We start from the raw sequence: 25,293 nt of genomic DNA on the forward strand, positions 1-25,293 counted from the left end.
TATGGCGGTCAAAGCAGCGAAAATCAGCGTGTATGCCTGGGAAGGCACGGATCGCAAAGGTGCGAAAATGACCGGCGAGTTGACCGGACAAAATCCAGCGCTGATCAAGGCCCAGTTGCGCAAGCAGGGCATCAATCCGGGCAAGGTGCGGAAAAAGTACGCGTCCATTTTCAGTGCCGGCAAGCGCATCAAACCCTTGGACATCGCCCTGTTTACCCGGCAGATGGCGACCATGATGAAAGCCGGCGTACCGCTCCTGCAATCGTTCGAGATCATCGGCGAAGGCTTCGATAACCCGAACATGCGCAAGCTGGTGGACGAGGTGAAACAGGAAGTCGCGGCCGGTAACAGCTTCGCCGCGGCCCTGCGCAAAAAGCCCCAGTATTTCGACGAGCTGTACTGCAACCTGGTGGACGCCGGCGAGCAGGCCGGTGCCCTGGATACCCTGCTGGAACGGGTGGCGACCTACAAGGAAAAGAGCGAAAGCCTCAAGGCCAAGATCAAGAAAGCCATGACCTACCCGCTGGCCGTGGTGTTCGTCGCAATCATTGTGACCGGCATTCTGCTGGTCAAGGTTGTGCCGCAATTCCAGTCGGTATTCTCGGGGTTCGGCGCCGAACTGCCGGCGTTCACCGTGATGGTCATCGGCTTGTCGGAGTTCATGCAGGACTGGTGGTGGATGATACTCGGCGTGTTGGCTGGGGGGATCTTCGGCCTGCGCCATGCCTTCAAGAATTCCCCGGGCTTTCGCGACCGGACGGACACCTGGCTGCTGAAACTGCCGTTGGTTGGCGCGCTCATGTACAAGTCCGCCGTGGCCCGTTACGCCCGCACCCTGTCGACGACGTTTGCCGCCGGCGTGCCACTGGTCGAAGCCCTTGAGTCAGTGGCGGGCGCGACCGGCAATATCGTGTTCAAGCGAGCGGTGTTGCGCATCAAGCAGGACGTTTCGACCGGCATGCAGCTGAATTTTTCCATGCGTACCTCCGGCATCTTTCCGACCATGGCGATCCAGATGACGGCCATTGGCGAAGAGTCCGGCGCGCTGGACGACATGCTCGACAAGGTCGCGGGTTTCTATGAGGCCGAGGTGGACAACATGGTCGATAACCTGACCAGCCTGATGGAGCCGTTCATCATGGTGGTGCTGGGTGTTATCGTCGGCGGGCTGGTGGTTGCAATGTACCTGCCCATCTTCCAACTCGGCTCAGCGGTCTGATATGTCCTTGAACGAATTTCTGAGCCTCAACCCGCTGGCCTTCGTGATGACCGCAGGGCTGATCGGCCTGCTGATCGGCAGTTTTCTCAACGTGGTGGTCTGGCGCCTGCCGAAAATGCTCGAGCGTGAATGGCGCCTGCAGGCCCATGACGTACTGGACTTGCCAGCCGAAGCCCCCGGCCCGACCTACAACCTGTTATTGCCCCACTCCGAGTGTCCTCACTGCGGCCATCGGATTCGAGTGTGGGAGAACATTCCAATACTCAGTTATCTGTTTTTACGTGGGCGATGCTCGAGCTGCGCAGCGCCGATCAGTAAACGTTACCCGCTGACCGAACTGGCCTGCGGCCTGCTGTCGGCGTTCGTCGCCTGGCATTTCGGTTTCGGCTGGCAGGCCTGCATGGTGCTGGTCCTGAGTTGGGGCCTGCTGGCGATGAGCCTGATCGATGCCGAACATCAACTGTTGCCGGACGTACTGGTGATGCCATTGATGTGGCTGGGACTGGTCCTCAACAGCTTCGGGCTCTTCGTATCACTGCATGACGCGTTCTGGGGCGCGGTGGCCGGCTACATGGCGCTGTGGACGGTGTTCTGGCTGTTCAAGCTGGTCACCGGCAAGGACGGCATCGGTTACGGTGACTTCAAGCTCCTGGCGATGCTCGGCGCCTGGGGCGGCTGGCAGATCCTGCCCATGACCATTCTGCTGTCATCGCTGGTAGGGGCCATTCTCGGGGTGATTTTGCTGCGCCTGCGGGATGCGAAAACCTCGACGCCGCTACCCTTTGGACCCTATCTGGCCATTGCCGGCTGGATTGCCTTGCTCTGGGGTGGTCAAATAACCGGCTTCTATTGGCAGTTTGTCGGTTTGAAATGAATACCCCTGTGGAAAAACCCTGGATTCTCGGCCTGACCGGCGGCATCGGCAGCGGCAAAAGCGCGGCTGCGCAGCACTTCATCGACCTCGGCGTGCACGTGGTCGACGCCGATCATGCGGCTCGCTGGGTGGTCGAACCCGGTCGCCCGGCACTGGCAAAAATCGCCGAGCACTTTGGCCCCGGCGTGTTGCAAGCCGATGGCCAGCTGGATCGTGCAGCCCTGCGCAAGCTGATCTTCGAGGTGCCGGAAGAACGCCGCTGGCTCGAAGCGCTACTGCATCCGTTGATCGCCGAGGAAATCGCCCATCATCTGGCCAAGGCACAATCGCCTTACGCGATTCTGGTTTCGCCGCTGCTGATCGAGTCCGGGCAGTACGCCATGACCCAACGGGTCCTGGTGATCGATGCCCCGGAACAGTTACAGATCGAACGCACCCTGCAGCGTGACCAGACCAGCGAGCAGCAAGTCCAGGCGATCCTCAAGGCTCAGTCCAGCCGACAGGACCGCTTGAGCCATGCCGACGATGTGGTGGTCAACGACCGCGACCTCGCCTGGCTGCACAGCGAGGTCGAACGCCTGCATCACTTTTACCTTACTTTGCGTGGAGGCCAGTCATGAGCCAAACCCCGACCGTCGAATGCCCAACCTGTGGCGCCCCTGTCGAATGGAGCCCCGAGAGCAAGTTCCGGCCGTTCTGTTCGGACCGTTGCAAACTGATCGACTTGGGCGCCTGGGCGTCGGAAGAACACAAGATCCCGGTGCCCCCTGATGCCGAGGACGAGATGTTCAGCGGCGACTTCGACCCGCGTCACTGATCCCGGCCATCAGGGCCGCATAAAGCCATAGTCCTGGCCCTCGTCGAGGTTCTCGGCGAGAAACCGCAACTCATCGGCCAGGTCTTCGATATTGCGCACTGCCTTGCTCTGCTGCACCACCGCACTGAGCAAGGCGCGCAGGCTCAACCCCGGATCGAAGCCCACCTCTTGCGCCACATCCAGACTCTGACGCAACTCCTGCCTGGCCCACTCGTAGACACTCATTTCGATGCTCCTGAAGGTTTTCCGAAGCATGGATTCGTCAACGTTTTTTGGATTTGATGTGGATCAAGATTTGGGATCGTCATCTTTCCAGGGCGCCGATAGATAGCGCGTGCGATTGAACGTCTCCAGCCATTCGGGGCAGAACACCACCAACGCGCTGACCACCATGCCGTTGATGAACGCTTCCGGAAAAATCAGCAACCACAGGTAACCGACAAAGTCTTCCAGCCAGTACGGCATGACAAATCGCTCGTCGTACCACAGCAGCGTGAGCGTCAGGATCAGGCACAACAAGGCCGACAGCGCAGCGGCAAAAAAACCGGAGCAGAAGATGTACACGAAGGGATTACGTGGCTGCGCGCGCTCCACCAGGATGGCGCAGCACTCGGTGACCAGCACCGGCAGCAGGATCAGCAGAGCGCCATTGACCCCGACAGCGGCCAGGTCCTGACGCCCGAGCAACACCAAGCCCACCTGCGCGACCAACCCGCCGACAATCGCCAACGGCCAATCCAGTAGTAAGGTCACGGCGGTCATGCCGATGAAGTGATAGGACACACCGGTATCGAAGTCCCGTCGCACCAGCCACAGCATGAACAGCGCAAACACCGTACCGAACAACAGATGCTGGCGGCGGCTGTCGCTGAACAGTTCGACCCATGGCGCTCGTGCAATTGCCCAGATCAGCGCCGGTATATAGATCAGCCACCCCATCGTCAGGGTTTGGGATGACAGTAACTCGGCACCGATCATGGCTGGGCACACTCCCTTGTCTTACCAGAAGAGAACAGGTCATCAGTCTACACCGGCCTTTACTCCCTTCGACTTCGGGTTGGTATACACATTTGTACCGGCCCCGGGGGTGCTCCACGATTGGGTACATATCCATTTCTGCGGTAACGGCCACCTAGGGTTCCGCCCTTACGGCGGGTCACTTTCGAAAAGCGCGAAAGTAACCAAAGCGCTTTTGCCCCTCCATTCGGTGCCTCGCCTAGGCTCGGCATGCCCTCACTCCGGCATTGCTCCGGGGGCCCGCCGCCATCGGCCATCCATGGCCGGGGGCGGCTACCGCGGCATCCCTGCCGCGGTGCCCCCTGCGCAATACCTGCGTTCGGCCTCTGGGAAAGGGGCGGATAGATCAAGATCAAAAACCAAAGCAACGGCAAGATCAAAAGATCGCAGCCTTCGGCAGCTCCTACAGGGGAATGCGTTCACTTGAAGTCAGGCCGGCCGGTAGGCCGCCTCGCTTTTGCTTTGGCGGTGCACGCCCCCTCGAGAGGCCGAGTGGAGGTTCTGCGCAGTGGGCAACCCGGCATGGATGCCGGGTTAGCCGCCCCCGGCCATGGATGGCCGATGGCGGCGGGCCCACGGAGCAGGACCGGAGCGAGGGCACCCTGAGCCTAGGCGAAGGGCCGAACGAAAGGGGCAAGAGCCTTTGGTTACTTTGGGCTTTTCAAAGTGACTCGCTGTAAGAGCGAAACCGCCAGCCGGCACTACCGCAGAAACGGATATGCACACAATCAACAGCGATTGTTACATCTCCTGCAAGACTGAATCAGACCCAGCCCCCTTTATCGCCCACAGGCAAAGACTAAAATTCAGACACTGGAACCCACACAGAGCACAGAAAAATGAAAACCCTGACCAGCCTGTTCCTGACCCTCGCCGCCACCTCGGCCCTGGCCGCCAACGAGCCAGCCGCTGCCACCCCGTACAACCCGGCACAACCACTGGACATCGCCAAGGTCGTTTCAGTGACAGACACCGCAACCGCCTGCGGAGTCGTGCCAGCGACCATGGAATATATCGACCATCAGGGCCAGACCCATCGCGTGACGTACGAAGTCATAGGCAACTGCACCACCGATCTGTGATCGCTCCGGTCATAACAACTTCCATGTGTAGCTGAGAATCAGGCGGTTCTCGTCAATATCACTGCGGTAGTTGGAGCGCGCCATGGCGTTGCGCACGCGGATCCCGAGGCCTTTGAGGCTGCCGCTTTGCAACACATAGCCGATGTCCAGATCGCGCTCGCGGTCCTTACCTTCAAACCCCTTGCCGGTGTCGACGTTATTGCCGGTGATGTAGCGCACGGTGCTGGTCAGCCCCGGCACACCGAGGGCAGCGAAGTCGTAGTCGTAACGCGCCTGCCAGGAACGCTCATCGGTGTAGGCAAACTCGTAGGTCGGCACCTCATTGCCCAGCGGTGAGATGTTGGCAAACACTCGCGGGAAGGCGCTGTCGCCGAACATGCCCTGGTAGCCGACATAAAACGTGTGACCGCCGCGCTTGGCCGACAGCAAAGAGAAGAACGCCTGGTTGTCGATATTGCCCAGTAATTTTTTGCCGTCCTCACGCGAATCGTAATAGCCAAGGTTGGCGCCCAGGGTCCAGTCACCCAACGGCTCGCTGTGCTTGAAGCCGAGAAAACGCTGGTTGTAGATATCCTCCAATTGCCCGAACCAGGCACTGACCGAGCTGCGTTTATCATTGAACGCGTAGTCGGCGCCGGCAAAGTTGAAACCATCGCTGCTGACCTGACGCTGGGGTACATGACCGAGCATGGCTTGCATCTTTTCATCGCCAGCCTCGTTGCGCAGGCTGGTCGAACTCAAATGACCGCCCTGTAAGGTCAGGCCTTCGATCTCATTGGAGCTGATGCTTGCACCCTGATAACTGGGCGGCAGCAGACGGATATCGCTGAAGGCCAGCACCGGCAGGTTGGGTTGCAGCTCCCCCACCTTCAATTCGGTCTTGGAGTAACGCACCTTCAGCGCGCCCCCCAGACGACTGTATTCATTCGCCGCGCGTCCATCATTGCGCACCGGCAACAAACCGGTATTGACCCGGTCCGGGCTGCTGTCGAGTTTGAGGCCGAGCAGGCCAATGACATCCACACCAAAACCGACGGGACCCTGGGTATAACCGGATTTGACGTTGAGAATGAAGCCCTGTGCCCACTCTTCGGCCTTCGACTGTTTATTGGCCCCTACGATGTCGGAGAAGTCCCGGCTGAAGTAGTAATTGCGCGCTTGCAAGGTGGCGGTGCTGTCTTCGATGAAGCCGCCCTCGGCGGCCACCGCACCGGTGGAGAAACTCGAGACGACAGCGATGGACAACACTGACCCGGTTGTTGGAAAAATCTGTTTCATCGTTTTTTCTCTTATTTTTATTGATCGACAGGTTGAAGTGCTTCAGTCGCAGCATTTGCGCTGCGAGCGATGGGACGCCGGGCGTTTAACAACCAGTGGGTGACCATGCCGAAAATCAGTCCCCAGAAAGCGGCAGACAACCCAAACAGCGACATGCCCGAGGCGGTGGTGAGAAAGGTCACCAATGCGGCTTCACGATCACTCGGCACCGCCATTGCGCCAGCCAGCGCCCCGGCTATCGCAGCGAACAACGCCAGCCCGGCCAGGGCCGCGATCAACTCCTTGGGAAACGCCGAAAACAACGAAACCAGCGTGGTGCCGAAGATCCCCAGCACCAAATAACAGAGACCGCCCACCACCCCGGCCACATAGCGTTTGCCCGGGTTTTCATGGGCCTCGCGACCGGTACAGATGGCGGCGGTAATCGCCGCCAGATTCAGCCCGTGACAACCGAACGGCGCCAACAGCGCAGTGCCCAACGCACTGCTGGCGATGATCGGGCCGGCGGGCGTTGAGTAGCCGCTGGCGCGCAGCACCGCCATGCCGGGGACAAACTGGCCGGTCAGCGCCACCATCACCAGCGGCAAGGCGATATTCAGCGTCGCGCTCAAACTGAACGCAGGCGTGATCCACACTGGCGTGGCCAAACCGATCACCAGCGCTTCGCGGTGCAAATCACCGGCGAGAAACGCGATGGAACAGCCCACCAGCAGCACCATCAACACCGCATAACGCGGCATCACCCGTTTGCAGATCAGGTACGTGGCAAACATCGCCAGCACCAGCTGCGGCTTGCCTTGCAACGAGACGAACAACCCGGTGCCGAAACTGAACAGAATCCCTGCCAGCATCGCCGCCGCAATCGCCGCGGGCAGTTTGCCGATGATCCGGTCAAATGCCCCCGACACCCCGACCAGAAAGATAATCAGGCTGCTGACCAGGTACGCGCCCACCGCTTCGGGCATGGATATTCCCGGCAACAGCGCCACCAGCAACGCCGAGCCCGGCGCCGACCACGCGATGATCACCGGCACCCGGTAACGCAAGCTCAAACCGATGCCGAGCACGGCGCTGCCGATGGAAATCGCCCAGACCCACGACGACAGCACTTCTCGCGAGAGGTGCGCGGTTTCGGCGGCTTGAAAGATGATCACCAAGGGGCCCGCGTAGGAAATCACCGTCGCGATAAATCCGGCGACGGCAGCCGACAAGGAAAAATCCCGGAATAACGCTTTCATGAAACGTCGCCGACAGACCCGTCAGGCGAACCATGACGCAGGCCCGACAGCGCATGTTTGGTGCTGCGCTGACTGCTGATCGCGAACACGGTCATGGCAATGGCGGCCACCGCACCGGGCAAGGCAAACGCCATGAAGTTCAATTGCAGCGGCAGGCTGATCCCCAGCAAGGCACCGCCCAGCAGCGGGCCGACGATGGCGCCGTTGCGGCCGATGCCCGACGCCCAGCCCAAACCGGTGGAGCGAATGGCCATGGAGTAGAACTGCGCGGCGCAGGCGTACAGCAGAATCTGCGAGCCGATGGTGGTGGCGCCAGCGATGGCGATCAGCAGGTACAACACCGGCATCGGGCTGTTGAAGCCAAGCAAGGTGATCGATACGGCTGCAACGGAGAAGAACACCGCCAACACGCGCGGCAGGTTGAGTTTGTCACCCAGCACACCGCCGCCGACCGCGCCGAAAATGGCGCCGAAGTTGAGCACCAGCAGGAACGACAGGCTCGAGCCCAGGCTGTAACCGGCGTTTGCCATCAGTTTCGGCAGCCAGGAACTCAAGGCGTAGACCATCAGCAAGCAGCAGAAAAACGCCAGCCACAGCATCAGCGTGCGCAACGCCCGCCCCTCACGAAACAACTGCAACACCGGGGTGCCGCTGCCCTTCACTTCGCTCATGTGCAGCTGATCGCCGGTTTGCGCGATGTACGCCGGATCGACTCGCTGGAGAATGTTGCGCGCCTCTTCATTGCGCCCCTGACGCAGCATGAAGCCCACCGATTCAGGCAGGAAGTACATGATCAACGGCAACAGCAGCAACGGCAGCACCGCCACGTAAAACACCGACTGCCAGCCGAAACTTGGGATCAGCACGATGCCGAGCCCCGCCGAGAGCATGCCGCCCACCGAGTAGCCGCTGAACATGATCGCCACCAGCGTGCTGCGGATTTTCTTCGGCGCGTACTCATTCATCAGCGCCACGACGTTGGGCATCACCCCGCCAATGCCCAGCCCGGCAATGAACCGACAGAGGCCAAACTCGGTGGGGTTACTGGCAAAACCGTTGAGCACGGTAAAACCGCTGAACAGCATCACGCACAGGGTGATGGCTTTTTTACGACCGATCTTGTCTGACAGCGGGCCGAAAAACAGCGCGCCGAACATCATTCCAAACAGTGCATAACTTCCCAGTGCGCCGGCTTGCAGAGGACTGAGCCCCCACTCTTTCATCAGCATCGGCAACACCACGCCGTAGATCACCAAATCGTAACCGTCGAAAATGATGATCAGGGCGCACCAGAACAGCACCATCCAGTGAAAGCGGTTGAATCGTGCCTTGTCGATAACCTCATGTACGTCAATCTTGCGCATGGCATCTATCTCTTGTTGTTGTTTTTTTAAGAGTCGGTAACGCGGCTAACGTCCGTACAGCCGAGGGTAAAGTCGCCAGGCACGGGGCAATATCCGCTTTGCGCAGATCGCTATCCGTTTTGTGCACCGCCCGGAACCGGGCGTTGGGCGGGGAAAGAGGGTCTTGAATCAGAGAAACCTGTGGCGAGGAGCACGTCTATGCTGGATTTACCCGGCTCATGCCTTTGCTCCTATAGGAGGAAAAATCGATGGTTCCCACGCCCATTTCCGAAAAGGCTTTTTCCCGAGGTCTGCTCGATGTACTGATTCGTGCCGGGTTGATCGCCGTTCTGGTGGTTTTCTGCTTCCAGATATTTAGTCCATTCCTCGATCTGATGCTGTGGTCGATAATCCTGGCAATCACCCTCTACCCGTCACAAGTCAGGTTCAAAGGCGCGCTGGGAAACAAGGATGGGCTCAGCGCGACGCTGATTGTGCTGATCGCCATCTGCATCCTTATGGTGCCTGCCTATTTGTTGGGAACCTCGATTGCAGACTCCGTGGAACGGGCGATAAGCATGGTCAAAAGTGACAGTTTCCATATCCCCCCTCCGTCCGACGCGGTGGCCGGCTGGCCACTCGTGGGCAAACCCCTTCATGGCTTATGGACACAAGCTGTCACCAACCTGCCCGACCTGCTACAGAAGTTCATACCGCAAATCAAAGGTGTCAGCCTCTCCCTGCTGAGCAAGCTGGCGGGGGCCGGCATGGGGCTCCTTTTATTTATCTTTGCCCTGATTATTGCCGGTATTTTTTTAGCCTATGGTGAAAGTGGCCACCGCAGCGCAGTGCAAATCGCTTCGCGCTTCTGCGGCCCGGTCAAGGGACCGAAAATCACCGAGCTGTGCACCGCGACCATCCGGGCAGTGGCGTTGGGCGTGGTCGGCATCGCCTTCATCCAGATGCTGTTGATCGGCATCGGCTTTGTGTCCATGGGCATCCCCGGCGCAGGTCTTCTCGCCTTGGCGGTGCTGCTTATTGGCATCATGCAATTACCGGCCACCCTGATTACCCTTCCGGTCATCGTCTACGTCTTCGCGAACGAAGGTGCCAGTACGGCGACCATTGTGTTTGCCATCTATGTCTTCGTTGCGGGCCTGGTCGATAACGTCCTCAAGCCGTTGCTGTTAGGCCGAGGTGTCGATGTGCCAATGCCGGTGGTGCTGATCGGTGCCTTGGGCGGCATGGTCACGAGCGGTATCCTCGGCCTGTTTATCGGCCCTGTGATATTGGCGGTTGGTTATCGGCTGTTCTGGCAATGGGTGGACGATAAAGCGCAAGAACCCGGGACAGACCGCCAGGGACCGATCTGACACGTCTGCCGAGGATATCGCCATGCTGTTGAATCTACTCGCCGGTCTCCCCGTGATGCTGTTCTGCCTGCTGATGCAAGCCGTTTTCATAACTATCTGTTTGCGCCATTACGTGCATTTCAGGCATACCCATCCAAATCGTGAATCGCAATGGCTGAATATCCTGTTGCTGTCGATGGTCATGGTGCTGATGTTGCTCGGCAATTTCGTGCAGATCGCCATCTGGGCCACCCTGTTCATGTTGCTCGACGAATTCGACGAATTCGCCACTGCGCTCTATCACTCGGCAGTCAACTTCGCCACGCTGGGCTATGGCGATATCATCATGTCCCCACGCTGGCGTCTGCTTGGCCCACTGGAAGCAGCCAACGGCATCCTGATGTTTGGTGTCTCTACCTCAGTCATGACCGCTGCGGTGATGGATGTCATCAAACACAGCATGGAAAGGCTACAACAGCGCGAACACCTATAGGTACGTCAGAAAAAGCAGGTAAGGTTCTATCTGAAGAAATCGCGACAGCCTTTTTTCTTTTGCGACAGACTTTATTATTCAGATCACATTTGAACGCTAAGCTTGGGCCTATGGATGACTCAGATTATTTACGCCTGCTGACCATTGCGGCCGAGCAAGCCAACACGTTCCTTTCCAATGCCCGCAAATGGGAGCGTGAGCGTTGGGTTTGCCAGCGCCTGCTGCAAGGTCTGAACATTCCCTATCGCGCCGACGAGTTTGCCCCCGCCGGAGAGCCGCCGGACGTGCTGTTTCGCGACGCGAATTTCGAGGTGTTCTTCGTGCTCGACGAGGGCCGGCGCCTCAATGATGAATGGCGTGATGAGCTGCAACGTCGGCGCAGCGCGTTCTCCCTGAGCCAGCTGGTGCGCCGCGAGGCCAAGCCCCGGCGGATCCCGGCTAATGAATTTCTGCTGAGACTGGCGCCAACCTTGCGCAAAAAAGCCCACAACTACAAAGAGCGCGGCATGGACCTGGGGGATCTGGACATCATCGCCTTCGCCAGCCTCAAGCGCGAAGTGCTGGACCTCAACAGCCACTTCCCGCCGCCCACCGAATACCTGCGCCAGGGCTGGCGCTCGTTGTCGCTGGTCGGTCCGACCTTCGCCCGCGTACTCTTCGCCCACCCGGATGCCCCGGATTTCCTGCGCAGCAACCTGGGGCGCAGCATCGTCTTCGATGTCGGGATCAGCTTGTGAGTCCCCCGCCACAGATACCGGCAACCCTGCACGGATGGCGCAATCGCTGGCCGAATGTTACAAAGCGCAATCGTTCACCCGAACCACATGCACCGTTCAACGCTTGCAGACAATCTGCTGTAACGTCTGCACATTCAGCAACGTCTACCCGACGAGGCCTTTATGACCAGCCGCCTGAACCCCGACGACCAGAAGCATGTCGAAGAGTACCTGCACCTGTCCCAGCACCGAGTCGAGCGCCGGCCTTTCCGGCCGTGGATGCTCCTGGTGGTGGTGTTGGCAGTGACCATTGGCCTAGGCCTGTTGAGCCGCTTGATCAGTTACCTGACGCTATGAGCTGCCTGGCGCTCGCTCGGGTAATTGCACCGATTTCTTTTAGCCTTGCGAGATATCCCCATGACTCATCGTATTGTCATCGTTGGCGGCGGCGCCGGCGGTCTGGAGTTGGCTACCCGTCTGGGTAAGACTCTGGGCAAGCGCGGCACGGCCAGTGTGATGCTGGTCGACGCGAACCTGACCCACATCTGGAAACCGCTGTTGCACGAAGTGGCCGCTGGATCGCTCAACTCTTCCGAAGACGAACTCAACTATGTTGCCCAGGCAAAATGGAACCATTTCGAGTTCCAGCTGGGGCGCATGAGCGGGCTCGATCGCACACAGAAGAAAATCCAGCTGGCCGCCACCTACGACGACGCTGGCCTTGAACTGGTACCCGCGCGCGAAGTGCCTTACGACTCGCTGGTGATCGCGGTCGGTAGCACCACCAACGACTTCGGCACTCAAGGCGCGGCGCAACACTGCCTGTTCCTCGACACCCGCAAACAGGCCGAGCGCTTCCATCAGCAACTGCTCAATCACTACCTGCGCGCGCACGCCGGACAGACCGACACCGTGCAACAGATCAGCGTGGCCATCGTCGGCGCCGGTGCCACCGGGGTCGAACTGGCAGCGGAACTGCACAACGCCGCCCATGAACTGGCCGCTTATGGCCTGGACCGGATCAAGCCGGAAAACATGCACATCACCCTGATCGAAGCCGGGCCACGGGTTCTCCCGGCGCTGCCGGAGCGGATCGGCGGACCTGTGCATAAAACCCTGGAGAAACTCGGGGTCAACGTCATGACCAATGCCGCGGTCAGCGAAGTGACCGCCGACAGCCTGATTACCGCCGACGGCCAGGTAATCAACGCCAGCCTCAAAGTCTGGGCCGCCGGGATTCGTGCGCCGGGTTTCCTCAAGGACATCGATGGCCTGGAAACCAACCGCATCAACCAGCTGCAAGTACTGCCGACCCTGCAAACCAGCCGCGACGAGAACATCTTCGCCTTCGGTGACTGCGCGGCCTGCCCGCAACCGGGCAGCGAACGCAATGTGCCGCCGCGCGCCCAGGCGGCCCACCAACAGGCTTCGTTACTGGCCAAATCGCTGAAACTACGGATCGAAGGCAAGGCCCTGCCGGAATACAAATACACCGACTATGGCTCGCTGATTTCGCTGTCGCGTTTTTCGGCTGTGGGTAACTTGATGGGCAACCTGACCGGCAGCGTGATGCTCGAGGGCTGGCTGGCGCGGATGTTTTACGTGTCGCTGTACCGCATGCACCAGATGGCGCTGTATGGCGCGTTCCGTACGGCGATGTTGATGCTGGGTAGCAAGATTGGGCGTGGGACCGAGCCGCGGCTCAAGTTGCACTAAATTTTCGGCGTCTGTCAGGGCCTCATCGCGGGCAAGCCACGCTCCCACAGGATCTGCGTCGTACGCAAATATGCGGCCAACAAAGATTAACTGTGGGAGCGTGGCTTGCCCGCGATGCAGGCGCCTCGGTCTACCCCGTGAACACTTCTGTGTCTCACTGTATCTCCCCCACGATTTCACCCCTTCGCTTACAAACTCCCTCCTTGCACGACACAGTAGCGATACACCGCGCCCGCTAAATGGCCACACCCGAGCAAGGCACCGCCTGCTTCGGTCATCGCCGCACTTGCGTGGCGTCCTTTATCGAACGGTTGTGTCGTGCAACCCAGGAGATTTGTAATGTCCCGTACCACTACTCTCAGCAAAAACACCGTTGGCCTGCTCGGAGCCGTCCTGGCCGGCGGCCTGATGTTGTCCGGTTCCGTATTCGCCGCGCAGCCACTGACCCAGGGCTACATGGTCGCCTCCGCCGAAACTTCGGTAAAAACCCCAGAAGGCAAATGTGGCGAAGGCAAGTGCGGCGATGCCTCGATGGCCAAGACCGACACCGATGGCGATGGTCAGGTGTCCCGTGCGGAGTTCCTGAAAGTGGCGCCCAAGGGCGACTTCGACAAGATCGACACCAACCACGATGGTCAAATCTCGGAACAGGAGGCTTTCGACAATGTGAAAGCCAGCTACGAAGCCAATGGCAAACAAATGCCAAAAGGCTTGTTCGAGCACCTGAAAGACAACAGCTAAGCCAATGAAGACCAGGCCCTGCTTCTCCATCGAGGAGCGGGGCTTTTTTTCATCCGGCGGATTTACAACTGAAACCGCTGCACCATGGTCCGTAACGAATTGGCCAACTGCGACAGCTCATGGCTGGAGGCGCTAGTCTGATCGGCGCCAGCAGCGGAGCGTACCGACAAATCGCGAATGTTCACCAGGTTGCGATCAACTTCACGCGCCACTTGCGCCTGCTCCTCGGCGGCGCTGGCGATCACCAGGTTGCGTTCGTGGATCTGGTGAACCGAAGCGGTGATGGTCTGCAGCGCTTCGCCCGCATGCTCCGCCAATGCCAGGGTGCTGGCGGCCCGCGAGGAGCTGGCTTGCATGGAGTCCAGCGCCTGGGTTGAGCCAGTACGCATGCCCTGAACCATTTGTTCGATTTCCTGAGTCGACTGTTGCGTGCGGTACGCCAGGGCACGCACTTCGTCGGCAACCACCGCGAAACCTCGACCACTTTCGCCCGCACGCGCCGCTTCGATGGCCGCGTTGAGGGCGAGCAAATTGGTCTGTTCGGCAATGGCACGAATCACATCCAGCACCTTGCCGATGTCCTGAGACTGGCTGGCCAGCGACTGCACCAAGCCGCCCGTCGTCTGCACGTCGCTGGCAAGGGCGCTGATGGCACTCACGGTTTCGCTCACTCGCTGATGGCCAACGTGTGCCGACTCACTGGATTGGCGCGTGGCGTCAGAGGTAGAAACCGCGTTGCGTGCGACCTCCTCCACCGCGGCGGTCATTTCGGTGACGGCTGTCGCCGCTTGTTCAATCTCGTTGTTCTGCTGTTGCAGATTCTGGGTGCTGTCGAGGGTGACCGCGTTCAATTCATCGGCTGCCGTCGCCAATTGCGCCGCCGAACCGCTGATGCCCTGCAAGGTGTCACGCAGGTTGTGTTGCATGGTCGCCAGCGCCTTGAGCAAGCGGCTCACTTCGTCGTTGCCATGGGTCTCGATGGGGCGGGTCAGATCGCCTCGTGCCACGTTTTCCGCAGCGTTCAACGCCTCTGCCAAGGGTTTGACGATGCTACGGGTCAACAGCATCGCAAGGCCGACCGTGGCCAGCGCCGCGAGGGCAATAAACAGGCTGACGATCATCCGGGAGGTGGCATAGTGCTCTTGGGATTTCCGGCTCTCGGCGGCCACTAGCCGGGTGAACAGTTCCGCCAGATCGTTGAGCTGTTTGCCCGAACCGTCGACAACAGTCTTCATGTCGACCAGAAGTAGTTTGGTCAGCTCGTCACGCCTCCCTTGCTCAGCGAGGGTGAAGGATTGGGCGATGCCGCTGCCGTAGGCGGCGAAGGTTTTTTTGAACTGGTCATACAACTCCTGGCCCTCAGGGGTGGTGACCAATTTGTCATAAGCGGCAATTTTCTCGCTCAATTCCTTGTCGCGCGTGTCCATTTGGCTGCGGTAAGTGGCGATGTTCTTCGGATCTTGATCCAAGGCCATGCGCAGGGAAATGGTACGGATGCGCAACATGAGCTCGCGGATCTCGTCACCGCCGCGAATGCTCGGCAACCATTGGGCCTCCACCGCCACCTCGCTGTCGCGAATGCTCGACATCTGCCCCAGTGCAAATACCCCGAGCAATGCCACCAGTACCGCGATCAAGGCAAAACCCAGCGCGGCGCGAGGGGCAATATTCAGCTGACGAAGAAACATAACGAGCGCCTTTGTTTTTATTGGCTGGAGTCGAGGCCCTGTCCGTGCCCCGTTAGCTCGTTATCGGCAAGTTGTACGATGACTTGAAGCGATCTGCTTTTTCGCAGACAAAAAAAATCCCCGTATCTTTCGATACGAGGATTTTTAATATGGTCGGGGTAAGGGGATTCGAACTCCTGACATCCTGCTCCCAAAGCAGGCGCGCTACCGGACTGCGCTATACCCCGGTAAAAAAAAGGCACCTTTGAAAGGCGCCTTCTGCGAACAGAGCTTTTGGCGTCTGATCTTAAGATTCGATCCCAGCGTTAACTGGTTTCAAAAATGGTGGGTCGTGTGGGATTCGAACCTACGACCAATTGGTTAAAAGCCAACTGCTCTACCAACTGAGCTAACGACCCAAAAATGGTCGGGGTAAGGGGATTCGAACTCCTGACATCCTGCTCCCAAAGCAGGCGCGCTACCGGACTGCGCTATACCCCGGTTTGAAATTGGCTCCGTGACCAGGACTCGAACCTGGGACCCAATGATTAACAGTCATTTGCTCTACCGACTGAGCTATCACGGAACTACATATTTCAATTTACAACTGTGAAGCTTGCTTCACCTCTTCGACCCGTTCGCATCGCTGCGTTCGTGTGTCTGAGGCGCGCTATTCTACAATCTTAAGCACCTCTGTCAACCCCCTAAATTGCTTTCAAGTTAATGATTTGCAACTTATTTCAGATTCCTGCTTGGGGAGCAGAAACCCTCTCGGGGTGACTTACTGCGGGGCGCACTTTACAAGCATTTTCCTTTGAGTTCAACAGCCTATCGAAAAAAAGGCCTCGCAATGCGAGGCCTCTTTCATTTTGTTGCCACTGGGGATCAGACAAAGACGATTTCGTCGTGCTCCACCACACCTTTGGCGGTCTCTCCGGGCATGAAACGACCCGATAGAATCAGCTGTGCCAGCGGGTTCTCGATCCAGCGCTGGATCGCCCGTTTGAGCGGCCGTGCGCCATAGACCGGGTCGTAACCGACGGCGATCAGCTTATCCATCGCTTCCGGACTCAGCTCAAGCTTCAGCTCGCGCTCGGTCAGACGGCTACGCAGGCGACCCAACTGGATCTCGGTAATGCCCGCGATCTGATCCCGAGCCAGTGGCTCGAAGATCACCACTTCGTCGACCCGGTTGATGAACTCCGGCCGGAAGTGCGTGGAAATCGCATCCATCACCGCTGCACGCTGCGCTTCGCGATCCCCTATCAGTTCCTGGATCTGTACCGAGCCCAGGTTGGAGGTCATGACGATCACGGTATTTTTGAAATCCACCGTGCGGCCATGGCTGTCAGTCAAACGGCCATCTTCGAGCACTTGCAGCAAGATGTTGAACACATCCGGGTGGGCCTTCTCGACCTCATCCAGCAGGATCACCGAGTAAGGCTTGCGACGCACCGCCTCGGTCAGGTAACCGCCCTCCTCATAGCCCACGTAGCCCGGTGGCGCGCCGATCAGACGAGCCACGGAATGCTTCTCCATGAACTCGGACATGTCGATCCGTACCATCGCCTCTTCAGTATCAAAGAGGAACTCGGCCAGCGCCTTGCACAACTCGGTTTTACCGACACCGGTCGGGCCGAGGAACATGAACGAACCGCTCGGGCGATTCGGATCGGACAACCCGGCACGGGAACGCCGCACTGCGTTGGAGACGGCGATCACTGCTTCGTCCTGACCGATCACACGTTGGTGCAACAGGCTTTCCATCTTCATCAGTTTTTCGCGCTCGCCCTCGAGCATTTTCGCCACGGGGATGCCGGTCCATTTCGACACGACTTCAGCGATCTCTTCTTCAGTCACCTTGCTGCGCAACAACTGGTTTTCGCTTTTGCCGTGCTGGTCGACCATTTGCAGGCTGCGCTCCAGGTCCGGGATCACCCCGTATTGCAGCTCGGCCATGCGGTTCAGATCGCCTTTACGGCGCGCGGCTTCCAGTTCCTGACGGGACTGTTCGATTTTCTGCTGGATCTGTGCCGAACCCTGGACCTCGGCTTTTTCCGAGTTCCAGATCTCTTCGAGATCCGAATACTCACGCTCGTGACGGGCGATTTCTTCCTGCAATTTTTCCAGACGTTTCTTCGCCGCGTCGTCGCTTTCTTTCTTCAGCGCCTGGGATTCCACCTTCAGCTGAATCAGGCGACGCTCCAGACGGTCCAGCACTTCCGGCTTGGAATCGATTTCCATGCGGATGCGGCTGGCGGCTTCGTCGATCAGGTCGATGGCCTTGTCCGGTAACTGGCGGTCCGTGATGTAGCGATGGCTGAGCTTGGCCGCGGCGATGATTGCACCGTCGGTGATTGCCACCTTGTGGTGAACTTCGTAGCGCTCTTTCAGACCACGCAGGATGGCGATGGTGTCTTCTTCGCTCGGCTCGTCCACCAAGACCTTCTGGAAGCGCCGCTCGAGGGCCGCATCCTTCTCTATATATTGACGGTACTCGTTGAGCGTGGTCGCGCCGACGCAATGCAGCTCACCGCGAGCCAATGCCGGTTTGAGCATGTTGCCCGCGTCCATCGAGCCTTCGCCCTTGCCCGCACCGACCATGGTGTGCAACTCGTCGATGAACAGAATGATCTGCCCTTCCTGCTTCGACAGTTCATTGAGCAGGGACTTGAGGCGCTCTTCGAACTCGCCGCGGTATTTGGCACCGGCAATCAATGCCCCCATGTCCAGGGACAAAAGGCGCCTGCCTTTGAGACCGTCCGGCACTTCACCGTTGATGATGCGCTGAGCCAGGCCTTCGGCGATGGCGGTTTTACCCACGCCAGGTTCACCGATCAGCACCGGGTTGTTCTTGGTGCGGCGTTGCAGTACCTGAATGGTGCGGCGAATTTCATCGTCACGGCCGATCACCGGATCGAGCTTGCCCTCTTCGGCGCGCTTGGTCAGGTCGATGGTGTATTTATCCAGCGCCTGCCGAGACTCTTCCTGGTTGGCGTCATTAACCGCCTCACCGCCGCGCAGATTGTTGATCGCGTTTTCCAGCGCCTTTTTGCTCACGCCCTGGCCGAGCAGCAATTTGCCGAGCTTGCTGTTCTCGTCCATCGCGGCGAGCAGCACCAGTTCGCTGGAGATGAATTGGTCACCCTTCTGCTGGGCCAGGCGATCGGCCTGGTTGAGCAGGCGTGCCAGATCCTGCGACATGTTCACGTCGCCGGTCGGGTTCTGGATTTTCGGCAGCTGATCGAGCGCTTTTGTCAGTTCTTTACGCAGGCTGTTGACGTCGAAACCTACCTGCATCAGCAGGGGTTTGATCGAACCACCCTGCTGTTCAAGCATGGCCTGCATCAAATGCGCCGGTTCAATGGCCGGATGATCGAGGCCGACAGCCAGGGACTGGGCGTCGGACAGGGCTAACTGCAGCTTGCTGGTTAAACGGTCTATACGCATGGGTTCACCTTCCTTTTGAGCAGGCCGGACCTATAAACATCCCGAATAAAGAAACCTGCCAGATACCGCTATAGATGTGGTCGATTCTGGGAGATTCAAGCGTCGTGCAGTTGATGTAGATCAGAGAAGTCTAGCGTTCGAGCCAGATCAGAGAGGCAAACCGGCCGGTGCGAGGACTGCGGCGGTAAGAAAAGAAACGTGGATCGGTCACTGTGCAGAAACCACCGCCATAAACAGCGGTGACACCGCGAGCGGCCAGACGCAAACGCGCCAGTTCATAGATGTCGGCCATGAACTTGCCGGCATTCTGGCTCGGCACGAAGGCTTTGGCGGCTTCAGGCAATTGCTGGACGAAGGTTTCGCGCACTTCCGGGCCGACTTCAAAGGCTTGAGGGCCAATGGCCGGGCCGAGCCAGACCAGTACGTCTTCGGGCGATACAGCCAGACTGTCGAGGGTCGCTTCCAGCACACCCGCCGCCAGCCCGCGCCAACCGGCATGGGCGGCAGCGACGCGGGTGCCGGCACGGTCGCAAAACAGCGCAGGAAGGCAGTCGGCGGTCATCGCTGTGCAAGCGATACCGGGTGTTGCCGTCCAGCTGGCGTCGGCAGTGGCTACCAGGTTTGGGTCCGCTTGGGTCACGACAATGCCGTGAACCTGTTGCAGCCAGGCCGGCTGAATCGAGAAACGATCGGTGAGACGACGGCGGTTTTCGGCGACGGATTCAGGGCTGTCGTCAACGTGATCGCCGAGGTTGAGGCTGTCGAACGGCGCCAGACTGACGCCGCCCTCACGGGTGGTAACGCAGGCTTTGACGCTGGCCGGCGCGGGCCAGTCAGGCGTCAGCCAGGTCATCCGATGAACGCCTCGCGGTCTTGCTTGAGCAGCGACAGCAACCAGACGAAGTCATCCGGCAGTGGCGATTCCCAGCTCATGCGTTTACCGGTGGTCGGATGATCCAGCTCCAGGAACCGCGCATGCAGCGCCTGACGCGGGAAATTCTTCAGGGATTCGACCATGGTCACGCTGGCGGCCGGTGGAATACGGAAACGACCGCCGTAGGCAGGATCTCCGACCAACGGGTAGTTGATGTGCGCCATGTGCACGCGAATCTGGTGCGTACGACCGGTTTCCAGCTTCACTCGCACATGAGTGTGGGAGCGGAAACGCTCGAGCACGCGGTAGTGACTGACGGCTTGCTTGCCACCTTCCATCACCGCCATGCGCTGGCGCTGCTGGCCGTGACGACCGATCGGTGCGTTGATCTTGCCGCCGGCCGTCACTACACCGATTACGATGCACTCATAGATCCGGCTGACACTGCGGCTCTGCAATTGAGTGACCAGCTGTGTCTGCGCCTGAATGGTCTTGGCCACCACCATCAGACCGGTGGTGTCCTTGTCCAGACGATGCACGATACCGGCGCGGGGCACATTGATGATGTCCGGCACGTGGTGCAGCAAGGCGTTGAGCAAGGTGCCGTCGGCGTGACCTGCGGCCGGATGCACCACCAGGCCCGCAGGCTTGTTGATCACCAGGATGTCGTCGTCTTCATAGACGATGTCCAGCTCGATGTCTTGAGCGATCCATTCGCCCTGAGCTTCCTGCTCGGCAGTCAGTTCAAGAATGGCGCCACCGTGAACGATGTCTCGCGGGCGGATAACCGCCCCATCCACAGTCAGGCGGCCGTCTTTGATCCAGGCGGAAAGGCGCGAGCGCGAGTGCTCAGCGAATAATTGTGCGGCGACTTGATCGAGGCGTTGGCCGCCCAATTCGGACGGCACCTCTGCGCGAAGTTCAATTTTATCGGACATGCTCAGACTAGGCGTCGGCACAGCCTTTGGTTTCGGCTGCGCGCTTGTGGTTAAATACGGCGTCTTTTGCCCCGAGGCTTTTCAACGGGGCACTCATCATAACAGGACGGCCCCGCCCAAGACAGCGGCCGTCATAGGGACGCAAGCCGCCATGCAAGTGAAACACCTGCTGCTGATCGCCATCCTCGCATTGACCGCTGCTTGCTCATCGAAGGAAGTCGTAGACGAAAACCTGAGCGAAGTCGAGCTGTACCAGCAGGCTCAGCACGATCTGGACAACAATAGCTACACCGCCGCCACAGCAAAGCTGAAGGCCCTGGAGTCGCGTTATCCGTTCGGTCGCTATGCCGATCAGGCTCAACTCGAGCTCATCTACGCCAACTACAAGAACTCCGAGCCTGAGGCTGCGAAGTCCGCCGCCGAGCGATTCATTCGTCTGCACCCGCAGCACCCGAACGTCGATTACGCCTACTACCTCAAGGGTCTGACCTCTTTTGACCAGGACGTCGGCATGCTGGCGCGCTTCCTGCCACTGGACATGACCAAGCGTGACCCGGGCGCTGCCCGCGACTCCTACAACGAGTTCGCCCAGCTGACCAGCCGCTACCCGAACAGCCGCTACGCGCCGGACGCCAAGCAGCGCATGATTTACCTGCGCAACCTGCTGGCGGCCTATGAAATCCACGTTGCCGACTACTACCTGACCCGTCAGGCCTACGTTGCCGCCGCCAACCGTGGCCGTTATGTAGTGGAAAACTTCCAGGAAACCCCATCGGTCGGTGACGGCCTGGCGGTGATGACCGAAGCCTACCAGCGCCTGCACCTGGACGAACTGGCTGCGACCAGCCTCGAAACCCTGAAACTCAACTACCCGAACCACCCGAGCCTGGTGGACGGTCAGTTCGTGCCATCGGTAGCCGAAGCCGACAACCGTTCGTGGCTGAGCAAGGCCACCCTGGGCCTGATCGAATCCCGTCCGCCACTGCCGCCGGGCGAAACCCGCGCCAACCAGGACGTGCAGAAGCAGTTCCAGGATGCCAAGGACGCGATTCCCAACGAGCTCAAGCCTAAAGATGAAAACGGCGATGTGATCGAAGAACCAGAACCCGAGTCCAGCAACACCGACCGTTCCTGGTTCAGCCACATGACCTTCGGCCTGTTCGACTGACATAGGGATGTTGTACCGGGAAGGCGCCTTTCGAGGCGCCTTTTTTATTGCCGGATTTTTAGGTGAATGTATTGCACTGTGCGCTTGACCCGTCCTTGGCTAAACTGCCAACTCATTAATCAAAAAGCAGCTCACCATGCTTCGTCTATTGTTCTGGATCGCCCTGATTGCCGCTGCCGTATGGTTCTGGCGCAAGTTCAAGGGCCCGACGTCGGTCGCCAATATGCCGCGCGAGCAAGATGCTCCGCCCATGGTTCGCTGTGCTCATTGCGGCGTACACCTGCCCCGCGACCGCGCGTTGAAACTCGAACAACAGTGGTATTGCAGCCAGGCTCACCTTGAGCAAGGCCCGGGCTCAAGTGATCGCTGAGACGCCCAGCCCAGGCAACAAACAGGCCCAGCGACTGCTGCGCCTCTATCACCTCTACCGCTTAAGCGTCGGCATCACCCTGGTGCTGTTGATCTCCAGCAACATGGACAACCAGTTGCTGAAGTTCGCCAATGACGACCTGCTGCGCAACGGCAGCTGGTTGTACCTGGTACTGAATATCCTGCTGGTGGTCTTTTTGGGGAACACCCGGCGCCCCGCGCAGCTGTTCGGCCTGGCGCTGGTCGATGTCCTGCTGCTGTGCGGCCTGTTCTATGCCGCAGGCGGCATGGCCAGTGCCATCGGCAATTTGCTGATCGTCTCAGTAGCCATCAGCAATACCTTGCTGCGCGGGCGTGTCGGTCTGCTTATCGCAGCGGTCGGTGCCCTTGGCATCGTGGGTTTGAGCTTCATCCTGAGCTTCAACCACCCCGCCAGCCCCAGTGATTACCTGCAAATCGGCACCCTCGGCGCCCTGTGTTTTGCCGCGGCGCTGCTGGTGCAGGGATTGACCCGACGATTGGAGGTCAGCGAAACCCTGGCCGAACAGCGGGCCAGTGAAGTGCTCGGTCTCGAAGCCCTCAACGCACTGATCCTGCAACGCATGCGCACGGGCATTCTGGTGCTCGACAACCAGCGGCGGGTGCAACTGGCCAATCACAGCGCCTTGACCTTGCTGGGGCAGGAAAAACTGGACGGCCAGTTGATCGACGATTACTCGATACCGTTGGTCGAGCGGCTCCAACTGTGGCTCAACAATCCAACGTTGCGCCCGCAAAGCCTGCAGATCGCCAGCAACGGCCTCGAGCTGCAACCAAGCTTCATTGCCCTGGACCAAAGCCCGCACCACCAGACGCTGGTTTTTCTCGAAGACCTCGCCCAAATCGCCCAACAGGCCCAACAACTGAAACTCGCCGCCCTCGGTCGCCTGACCGCCGGGATTGCCCATGAGATCCGCAATCCACTGGGCGCCATTAGTCATGCCGCGCAGTTACTGCAGGAATCCGAGGAACTGAACGGTGCGGACCGGCGTCTGACCCAGATTATTCAAGACCAATCTCAGCGCATGAATCGGGTAATCGAAAACGTCCTGCAATTGTCCCGTCGCCAGCAAACCGTGCCGCAACGGCTCGATTTGAAGCCGTGGCTGGAGCATTTCGTCGCCGAAACCCGCGAAGGCTCGAAAGAACATCAGCAGATTAACCTGCGCATCGGCTTGGGAGACTTCAAAACCCTGATGGATCCGGATCAGCTGACCCAGATTCTCGATAACCTGTTGCGCAATGCCTGGCGCCATAGCGCCCTCAAGCATGATCGAGCGCAGGCCTGGCTTGAGTTGTTTATCGACCCGGACAGCCAGTTGCCGACCCTGGAAGTCCTGGACGATGGCCCTGGCGTTGCACCGGACCAACGTACTCACTTGTTCGAACCGTTCTTCACCACCAGCAGCCAGGGTACTGGCCTGGGGCTTTATCTGTCCCGTGAGCTGTGCGAAAGCAATCAAGCCCGCCTAGACTTCAAATCACGCCAAGGCGGCGGCTGCTTTCGCATCACCTTTGCTCACGGACGGAAACAAAGTTGAACACGAGCCCACGGCAAAAAATCCTCATCGTCGACGACGAGCCGGATATCCGCGAACTCCTGGAAATCACCCTGGGACGGATGAAACTCGACACCTCCAGCGCACGCAACCTCGCAGAAGCGCAGGCGCTACTGGCACGGGATACGTTCGACCTGTGCCTGACCGACATGCGCCTGCCTGACGGCACTGGTCTGGCGTTGGTGCAGCATATCCAGCAGCGCTATGCGCAAGTGCCGGTGGCGATGATCACCGCCTACGGCAGCCTGGAGACAGCAATAAATGCCCTCAAGGCCGGCGCCTTCGACTTCCTGACCAAACCCGTCGACCTCACCCGCCTGCGCGAACTGGTCATCAGCGCCCTGAGTTTGCCAGCGCCAGGCGGCGCCAGCAGCGGCATCGACCGTCGGCTGCTGGGCGACTCGCTGCCAATGCGCAACCTGCGCAAACAAATCGACAAACTGGCCCGCAGCCAAGCCCCGGTCTACATCAGTGGCGAGTCCGGCAGCGGCAAGGAACTGGTCGCTCGACTGATCCACGACCAAGGCCCGCGCGCCAGCCGACCGTTCGTCCCGGTGAACTGTGGGGCAATCCCGTCAGAACTGATGGAAAGCGAGTTTTTCGGCCATCGCAAAGGCAGTTTCAGCGGCGCCATCGAAGACAAGCCCGGGCTGTTCCAGGCAGCCCACGGCGGTACTTTGTTCCTCGACGAAGTGGCTGACCTACCGCTGGCAATGCAGGTCAAACTGCTGCGGGCCATACAGGAGAAAGCCGTTCGCAGCATCGGTGGCCAGCAGGAAACCGTGGTCGATGTGCGCATCCTCTGCGCCACTCACAAAGACCTCGATGCCGAAGTCGCCGCCGAACGCTTTCGCCAGGACTTGTACTACCGCCTGAACGTGATCGAGCTGCGAGTACCGTCCTTGCGCGAACGCCGCGACGACATTGAGCTTCTGGCCAACAATATGCTCAAGCGACTGGCGGCCAGCACTGGCCAGCCCCCCGCAAAACTCCACCCACAAGCCCTCGAAGCGCTGAAAAACTATCGCTTTCCTGGAAACGTTCGGGAATTGGAGAACATGCTCGAACGGGCTCACACCTTGTGCGAGAACAAACAGATCGAAGCCAGCGACCTGCGTCTGGCGGAAGGCAACTGCAACCCGGACGGCGGCGTGCCAGACCTGACACAGATCGATAATCTGGAAGCCTATCTGGAAAACGTCGAACGCAAACTCATCCTCCAGGCCCTGGAAGAAACCCGCTGGAACCGCACGGCGGCGGCCCAGCGATTGAATCTGTCATTTCGGTCGATGCGTTACAGGCTGAAGAAATTGGGGCTGGATTGAACCGTTAACAGCTCCTCT

The 25,293-nt window shown here is 59.3% G+C and carries 24 protein-coding genes, 4 tRNA genes and 1 pseudogene; 15 read left to right on the forward strand and 14 right to left on the reverse strand.

Annotation, left to right across the window (positions count from 1 at the left end; all coding sequences use genetic code 11):
• Position 1 precedes the first annotated feature (1 nt).
• From AC1DQM_RS23840 to yacG, 4 genes are read left to right on the forward strand one after another with little or no spacing between them, the layout of a single operon-like run.
• On the forward strand, positions 2-1,219 hold the full coding sequence (locus AC1DQM_RS23840) for a type II secretion system F family protein (RefSeq protein WP_018930188.1): 1,218 nt from the start codon (positions 2-4) through the stop codon (positions 1,217-1,219).
• A gap of 1 nt (position 1,220) precedes the next feature.
• Positions 1,221-2,093, forward strand: a complete 873-nt coding sequence (locus AC1DQM_RS23845; protein ID WP_477746947.1) for a prepilin peptidase — start codon at positions 1,221-1,223, stop codon at positions 2,091-2,093.
• Complete coding sequence (gene coaE / locus AC1DQM_RS23850; protein WP_026286732.1) at positions 2,090-2,713, forward strand: dephospho-CoA kinase; 624 nt, start codon at positions 2,090-2,092, stop codon at positions 2,711-2,713. The genes AC1DQM_RS23845 and coaE overlap by 4 nt, the downstream gene beginning before the upstream one ends.
• Entirely contained in the window at positions 2,710-2,910 is a 201-nt protein-coding gene (yacG, locus tag AC1DQM_RS23855) for a DNA gyrase inhibitor YacG (protein WP_018930185.1), read from the forward strand. Before coaE ends, yacG begins: the two co-directional genes overlap by 4 nt.
• A 9-nt stretch (positions 2,911-2,919) precedes the next feature.
• On the opposite strand, the gene AC1DQM_RS23860 is transcribed toward yacG, so the two are convergent.
• Together AC1DQM_RS23860 and AC1DQM_RS23865 are read right to left on the reverse strand one after the other, a co-directional pair.
• Positions 2,920-3,135 (reverse strand): hypothetical protein, encoded by a 216-nt coding sequence (locus tag AC1DQM_RS23860; RefSeq protein WP_007938959.1) that lies wholly within the window; start codon positions 3,133-3,135, stop codon positions 2,920-2,922.
• A 63-nt stretch (positions 3,136-3,198) separates the two neighbouring features.
• Complete coding sequence (locus tag AC1DQM_RS23865) at positions 3,199-3,888, reverse strand: energy-coupling factor ABC transporter permease (RefSeq protein ID WP_138866321.1); 690 nt, start codon at positions 3,886-3,888, stop codon at positions 3,199-3,201.
• A gap of 878 nt (positions 3,889-4,766) precedes the next feature.
• Here AC1DQM_RS23865 and AC1DQM_RS23870 point away from each other — a divergent pair.
• Positions 4,767-5,009 carry a DUF2790 domain-containing protein gene (locus AC1DQM_RS23870; protein ID WP_477746948.1) on the forward strand — a complete coding sequence of 81 codons (243 nt, stop codon included), beginning with the start codon at positions 4,767-4,769 and terminating at the stop codon, positions 5,007-5,009.
• 9 nt (positions 5,010-5,018) lie between these two features.
• Here AC1DQM_RS23870 and AC1DQM_RS23875 read toward each other — a convergent pair whose 3' ends face one another.
• The 3 genes from AC1DQM_RS23875 to AC1DQM_RS23885 are packed head-to-tail and all read right to left on the reverse strand — an operon-like array spanning position 5,019 to position 8,889.
• Entirely contained in the window at positions 5,019-6,287 is a 1,269-nt protein-coding gene (locus tag AC1DQM_RS23875; protein ID WP_477746949.1) for an OprD family porin, read from the reverse strand.
• A 17-nt stretch (positions 6,288-6,304) separates the two neighbouring features.
• A complete protein-coding gene (locus tag AC1DQM_RS23880; protein ID WP_477746950.1) occupies positions 6,305-7,525 on the reverse strand; it encodes a benzoate/H(+) symporter BenE family transporter in 1,221 nt (406 codons plus the stop codon).
• On the reverse strand, positions 7,522-8,889 hold the full coding sequence (locus AC1DQM_RS23885) for an aromatic acid/H+ symport family MFS transporter (RefSeq protein WP_477746951.1): 1,368 nt from the start codon (positions 8,887-8,889) through the stop codon (positions 7,522-7,524). The genes AC1DQM_RS23880 and AC1DQM_RS23885 overlap by 4 nt, the downstream gene beginning before the upstream one ends.
• Before the next feature lie 248 nt (positions 8,890-9,137).
• Here AC1DQM_RS23885 and AC1DQM_RS23890 point away from each other — a divergent pair, with 248 nt between their 5' ends.
• From AC1DQM_RS23890 to AC1DQM_RS23915, 6 genes are all read left to right on the forward strand, one after another.
• A complete protein-coding gene (locus tag AC1DQM_RS23890) occupies positions 9,138-10,241 on the forward strand; it encodes an AI-2E family transporter (RefSeq protein WP_138866323.1) in 1,104 nt (367 codons plus the stop codon).
• Positions 10,242-10,263: 22 nt separating this feature from the next.
• Positions 10,264-10,713, forward strand: coding sequence for a potassium channel family protein (locus tag AC1DQM_RS23895; RefSeq protein ID WP_018930176.1), 450 nt, complete (start codon positions 10,264-10,266; stop codon positions 10,711-10,713).
• Between the two features lie 110 nt (positions 10,714-10,823).
• Positions 10,824-11,450, forward strand: a complete 627-nt coding sequence (locus tag AC1DQM_RS23900) for a DUF1780 domain-containing protein (RefSeq protein ID WP_007938395.1) — start codon at positions 10,824-10,826, stop codon at positions 11,448-11,450.
• Positions 11,451-11,612: 162 nt separating this feature from the next.
• A complete protein-coding gene (locus tag AC1DQM_RS23905; RefSeq protein ID WP_032830895.1) occupies positions 11,613-11,786 on the forward strand; it encodes a DUF3094 domain-containing protein in 174 nt (57 codons plus the stop codon).
• Between the two features lie 60 nt (positions 11,787-11,846).
• Complete coding sequence (locus tag AC1DQM_RS23910; protein ID WP_477746952.1) at positions 11,847-13,145, forward strand: NAD(P)/FAD-dependent oxidoreductase; 1,299 nt, start codon at positions 11,847-11,849, stop codon at positions 13,143-13,145.
• Between the two features lie 339 nt (positions 13,146-13,484).
• Complete coding sequence (locus AC1DQM_RS23915; RefSeq protein ID WP_138866324.1) at positions 13,485-13,886, forward strand: HvfA family oxazolone/thioamide-modified RiPP metallophore; 402 nt, start codon at positions 13,485-13,487, stop codon at positions 13,884-13,886.
• A gap of 62 nt (positions 13,887-13,948) precedes the next feature.
• Here the strand turns inward: AC1DQM_RS23915 and AC1DQM_RS23920 are convergent, their stop codons facing one another.
• The 9 genes and pseudogenes from AC1DQM_RS23920 to rluD all read right to left on the reverse strand — a co-directional run bounded on the left by AC1DQM_RS23920 (position 13,949) and on the right by rluD (position 20,815).
• Positions 13,949-14,812 carry a methyl-accepting chemotaxis protein gene (locus tag AC1DQM_RS23920; protein WP_477747012.1) on the reverse strand — a complete coding sequence of 288 codons (864 nt, stop codon included), beginning with the start codon at positions 14,810-14,812 and terminating at the stop codon, positions 13,949-13,951.
• A pseudogene (locus AC1DQM_RS23925) lies at positions 14,804-15,574 on the reverse strand (MCP four helix bundle domain-containing protein); the annotation flags it as partial. The gene AC1DQM_RS23920 and the pseudogene AC1DQM_RS23925, both read right to left, overlap by 9 nt.
• Positions 15,575-15,724: 150 nt before the next feature.
• A tRNA-Pro gene (locus tag AC1DQM_RS23930) sits at positions 15,725-15,801 on the reverse strand.
• A gap of 95 nt (positions 15,802-15,896) precedes the next feature.
• Positions 15,897-15,972: transfer RNA gene (locus AC1DQM_RS23935), tRNA-Lys, on the reverse strand.
• 5 nt (positions 15,973-15,977) lie between these two features.
• Positions 15,978-16,054 (reverse strand) — tRNA-Pro (locus tag AC1DQM_RS23940).
• 9 nt (positions 16,055-16,063) lie between these two features.
• Positions 16,064-16,139: transfer RNA gene (locus AC1DQM_RS23945), tRNA-Asn, on the reverse strand.
• 299 nt (positions 16,140-16,438) lie between these two features.
• Positions 16,439-19,003, reverse strand: a complete 2,565-nt coding sequence (clpB, locus tag AC1DQM_RS23950) for an ATP-dependent chaperone ClpB (RefSeq protein WP_018925901.1) — start codon at positions 19,001-19,003, stop codon at positions 16,439-16,441.
• Between the two features lie 130 nt (positions 19,004-19,133).
• Positions 19,134-19,856, reverse strand: a complete 723-nt coding sequence (pgeF, locus tag AC1DQM_RS23955) for a peptidoglycan editing factor PgeF (RefSeq protein WP_477746953.1) — start codon at positions 19,854-19,856, stop codon at positions 19,134-19,136.
• A complete protein-coding gene (rluD, locus tag AC1DQM_RS23960; RefSeq protein ID WP_007901932.1) occupies positions 19,853-20,815 on the reverse strand; it encodes a 23S rRNA pseudouridine(1911/1915/1917) synthase RluD in 963 nt (320 codons plus the stop codon). The genes pgeF and rluD overlap by 4 nt, the downstream gene beginning before the upstream one ends.
• A 151-nt stretch (positions 20,816-20,966) precedes the next feature.
• Here rluD and AC1DQM_RS23965 point away from each other — a divergent pair, with 151 nt between their 5' ends.
• The 4 genes from AC1DQM_RS23965 to AC1DQM_RS23980 all read left to right on the forward strand — a co-directional run bounded on the left by AC1DQM_RS23965 (position 20,967) and on the right by AC1DQM_RS23980 (position 25,275).
• Complete coding sequence (locus AC1DQM_RS23965) at positions 20,967-21,983, forward strand: outer membrane protein assembly factor BamD (protein WP_064620430.1); 1,017 nt, start codon at positions 20,967-20,969, stop codon at positions 21,981-21,983.
• A gap of 136 nt (positions 21,984-22,119) precedes the next feature.
• Positions 22,120-22,353, forward strand: coding sequence for a PP0621 family protein (locus AC1DQM_RS23970; RefSeq protein ID WP_007938406.1), 234 nt, complete (start codon positions 22,120-22,122; stop codon positions 22,351-22,353).
• Complete coding sequence (locus AC1DQM_RS23975) at positions 22,343-23,932, forward strand: sensor histidine kinase (protein WP_477746954.1); 1,590 nt, start codon at positions 22,343-22,345, stop codon at positions 23,930-23,932. The genes AC1DQM_RS23970 and AC1DQM_RS23975 overlap by 11 nt, the downstream gene beginning before the upstream one ends.
• On the forward strand, positions 23,929-25,275 hold the full coding sequence (locus AC1DQM_RS23980) for a sigma-54-dependent transcriptional regulator (RefSeq protein ID WP_477746955.1): 1,347 nt from the start codon (positions 23,929-23,931) through the stop codon (positions 25,273-25,275). Before AC1DQM_RS23975 ends, AC1DQM_RS23980 begins: the two co-directional genes overlap by 4 nt.
• The last annotated feature ends 18 nt before the right edge of the window (positions 25,276-25,293 follow it).

Source organism: Pseudomonas sp. 01L34 (assembly GCF_056400265.1).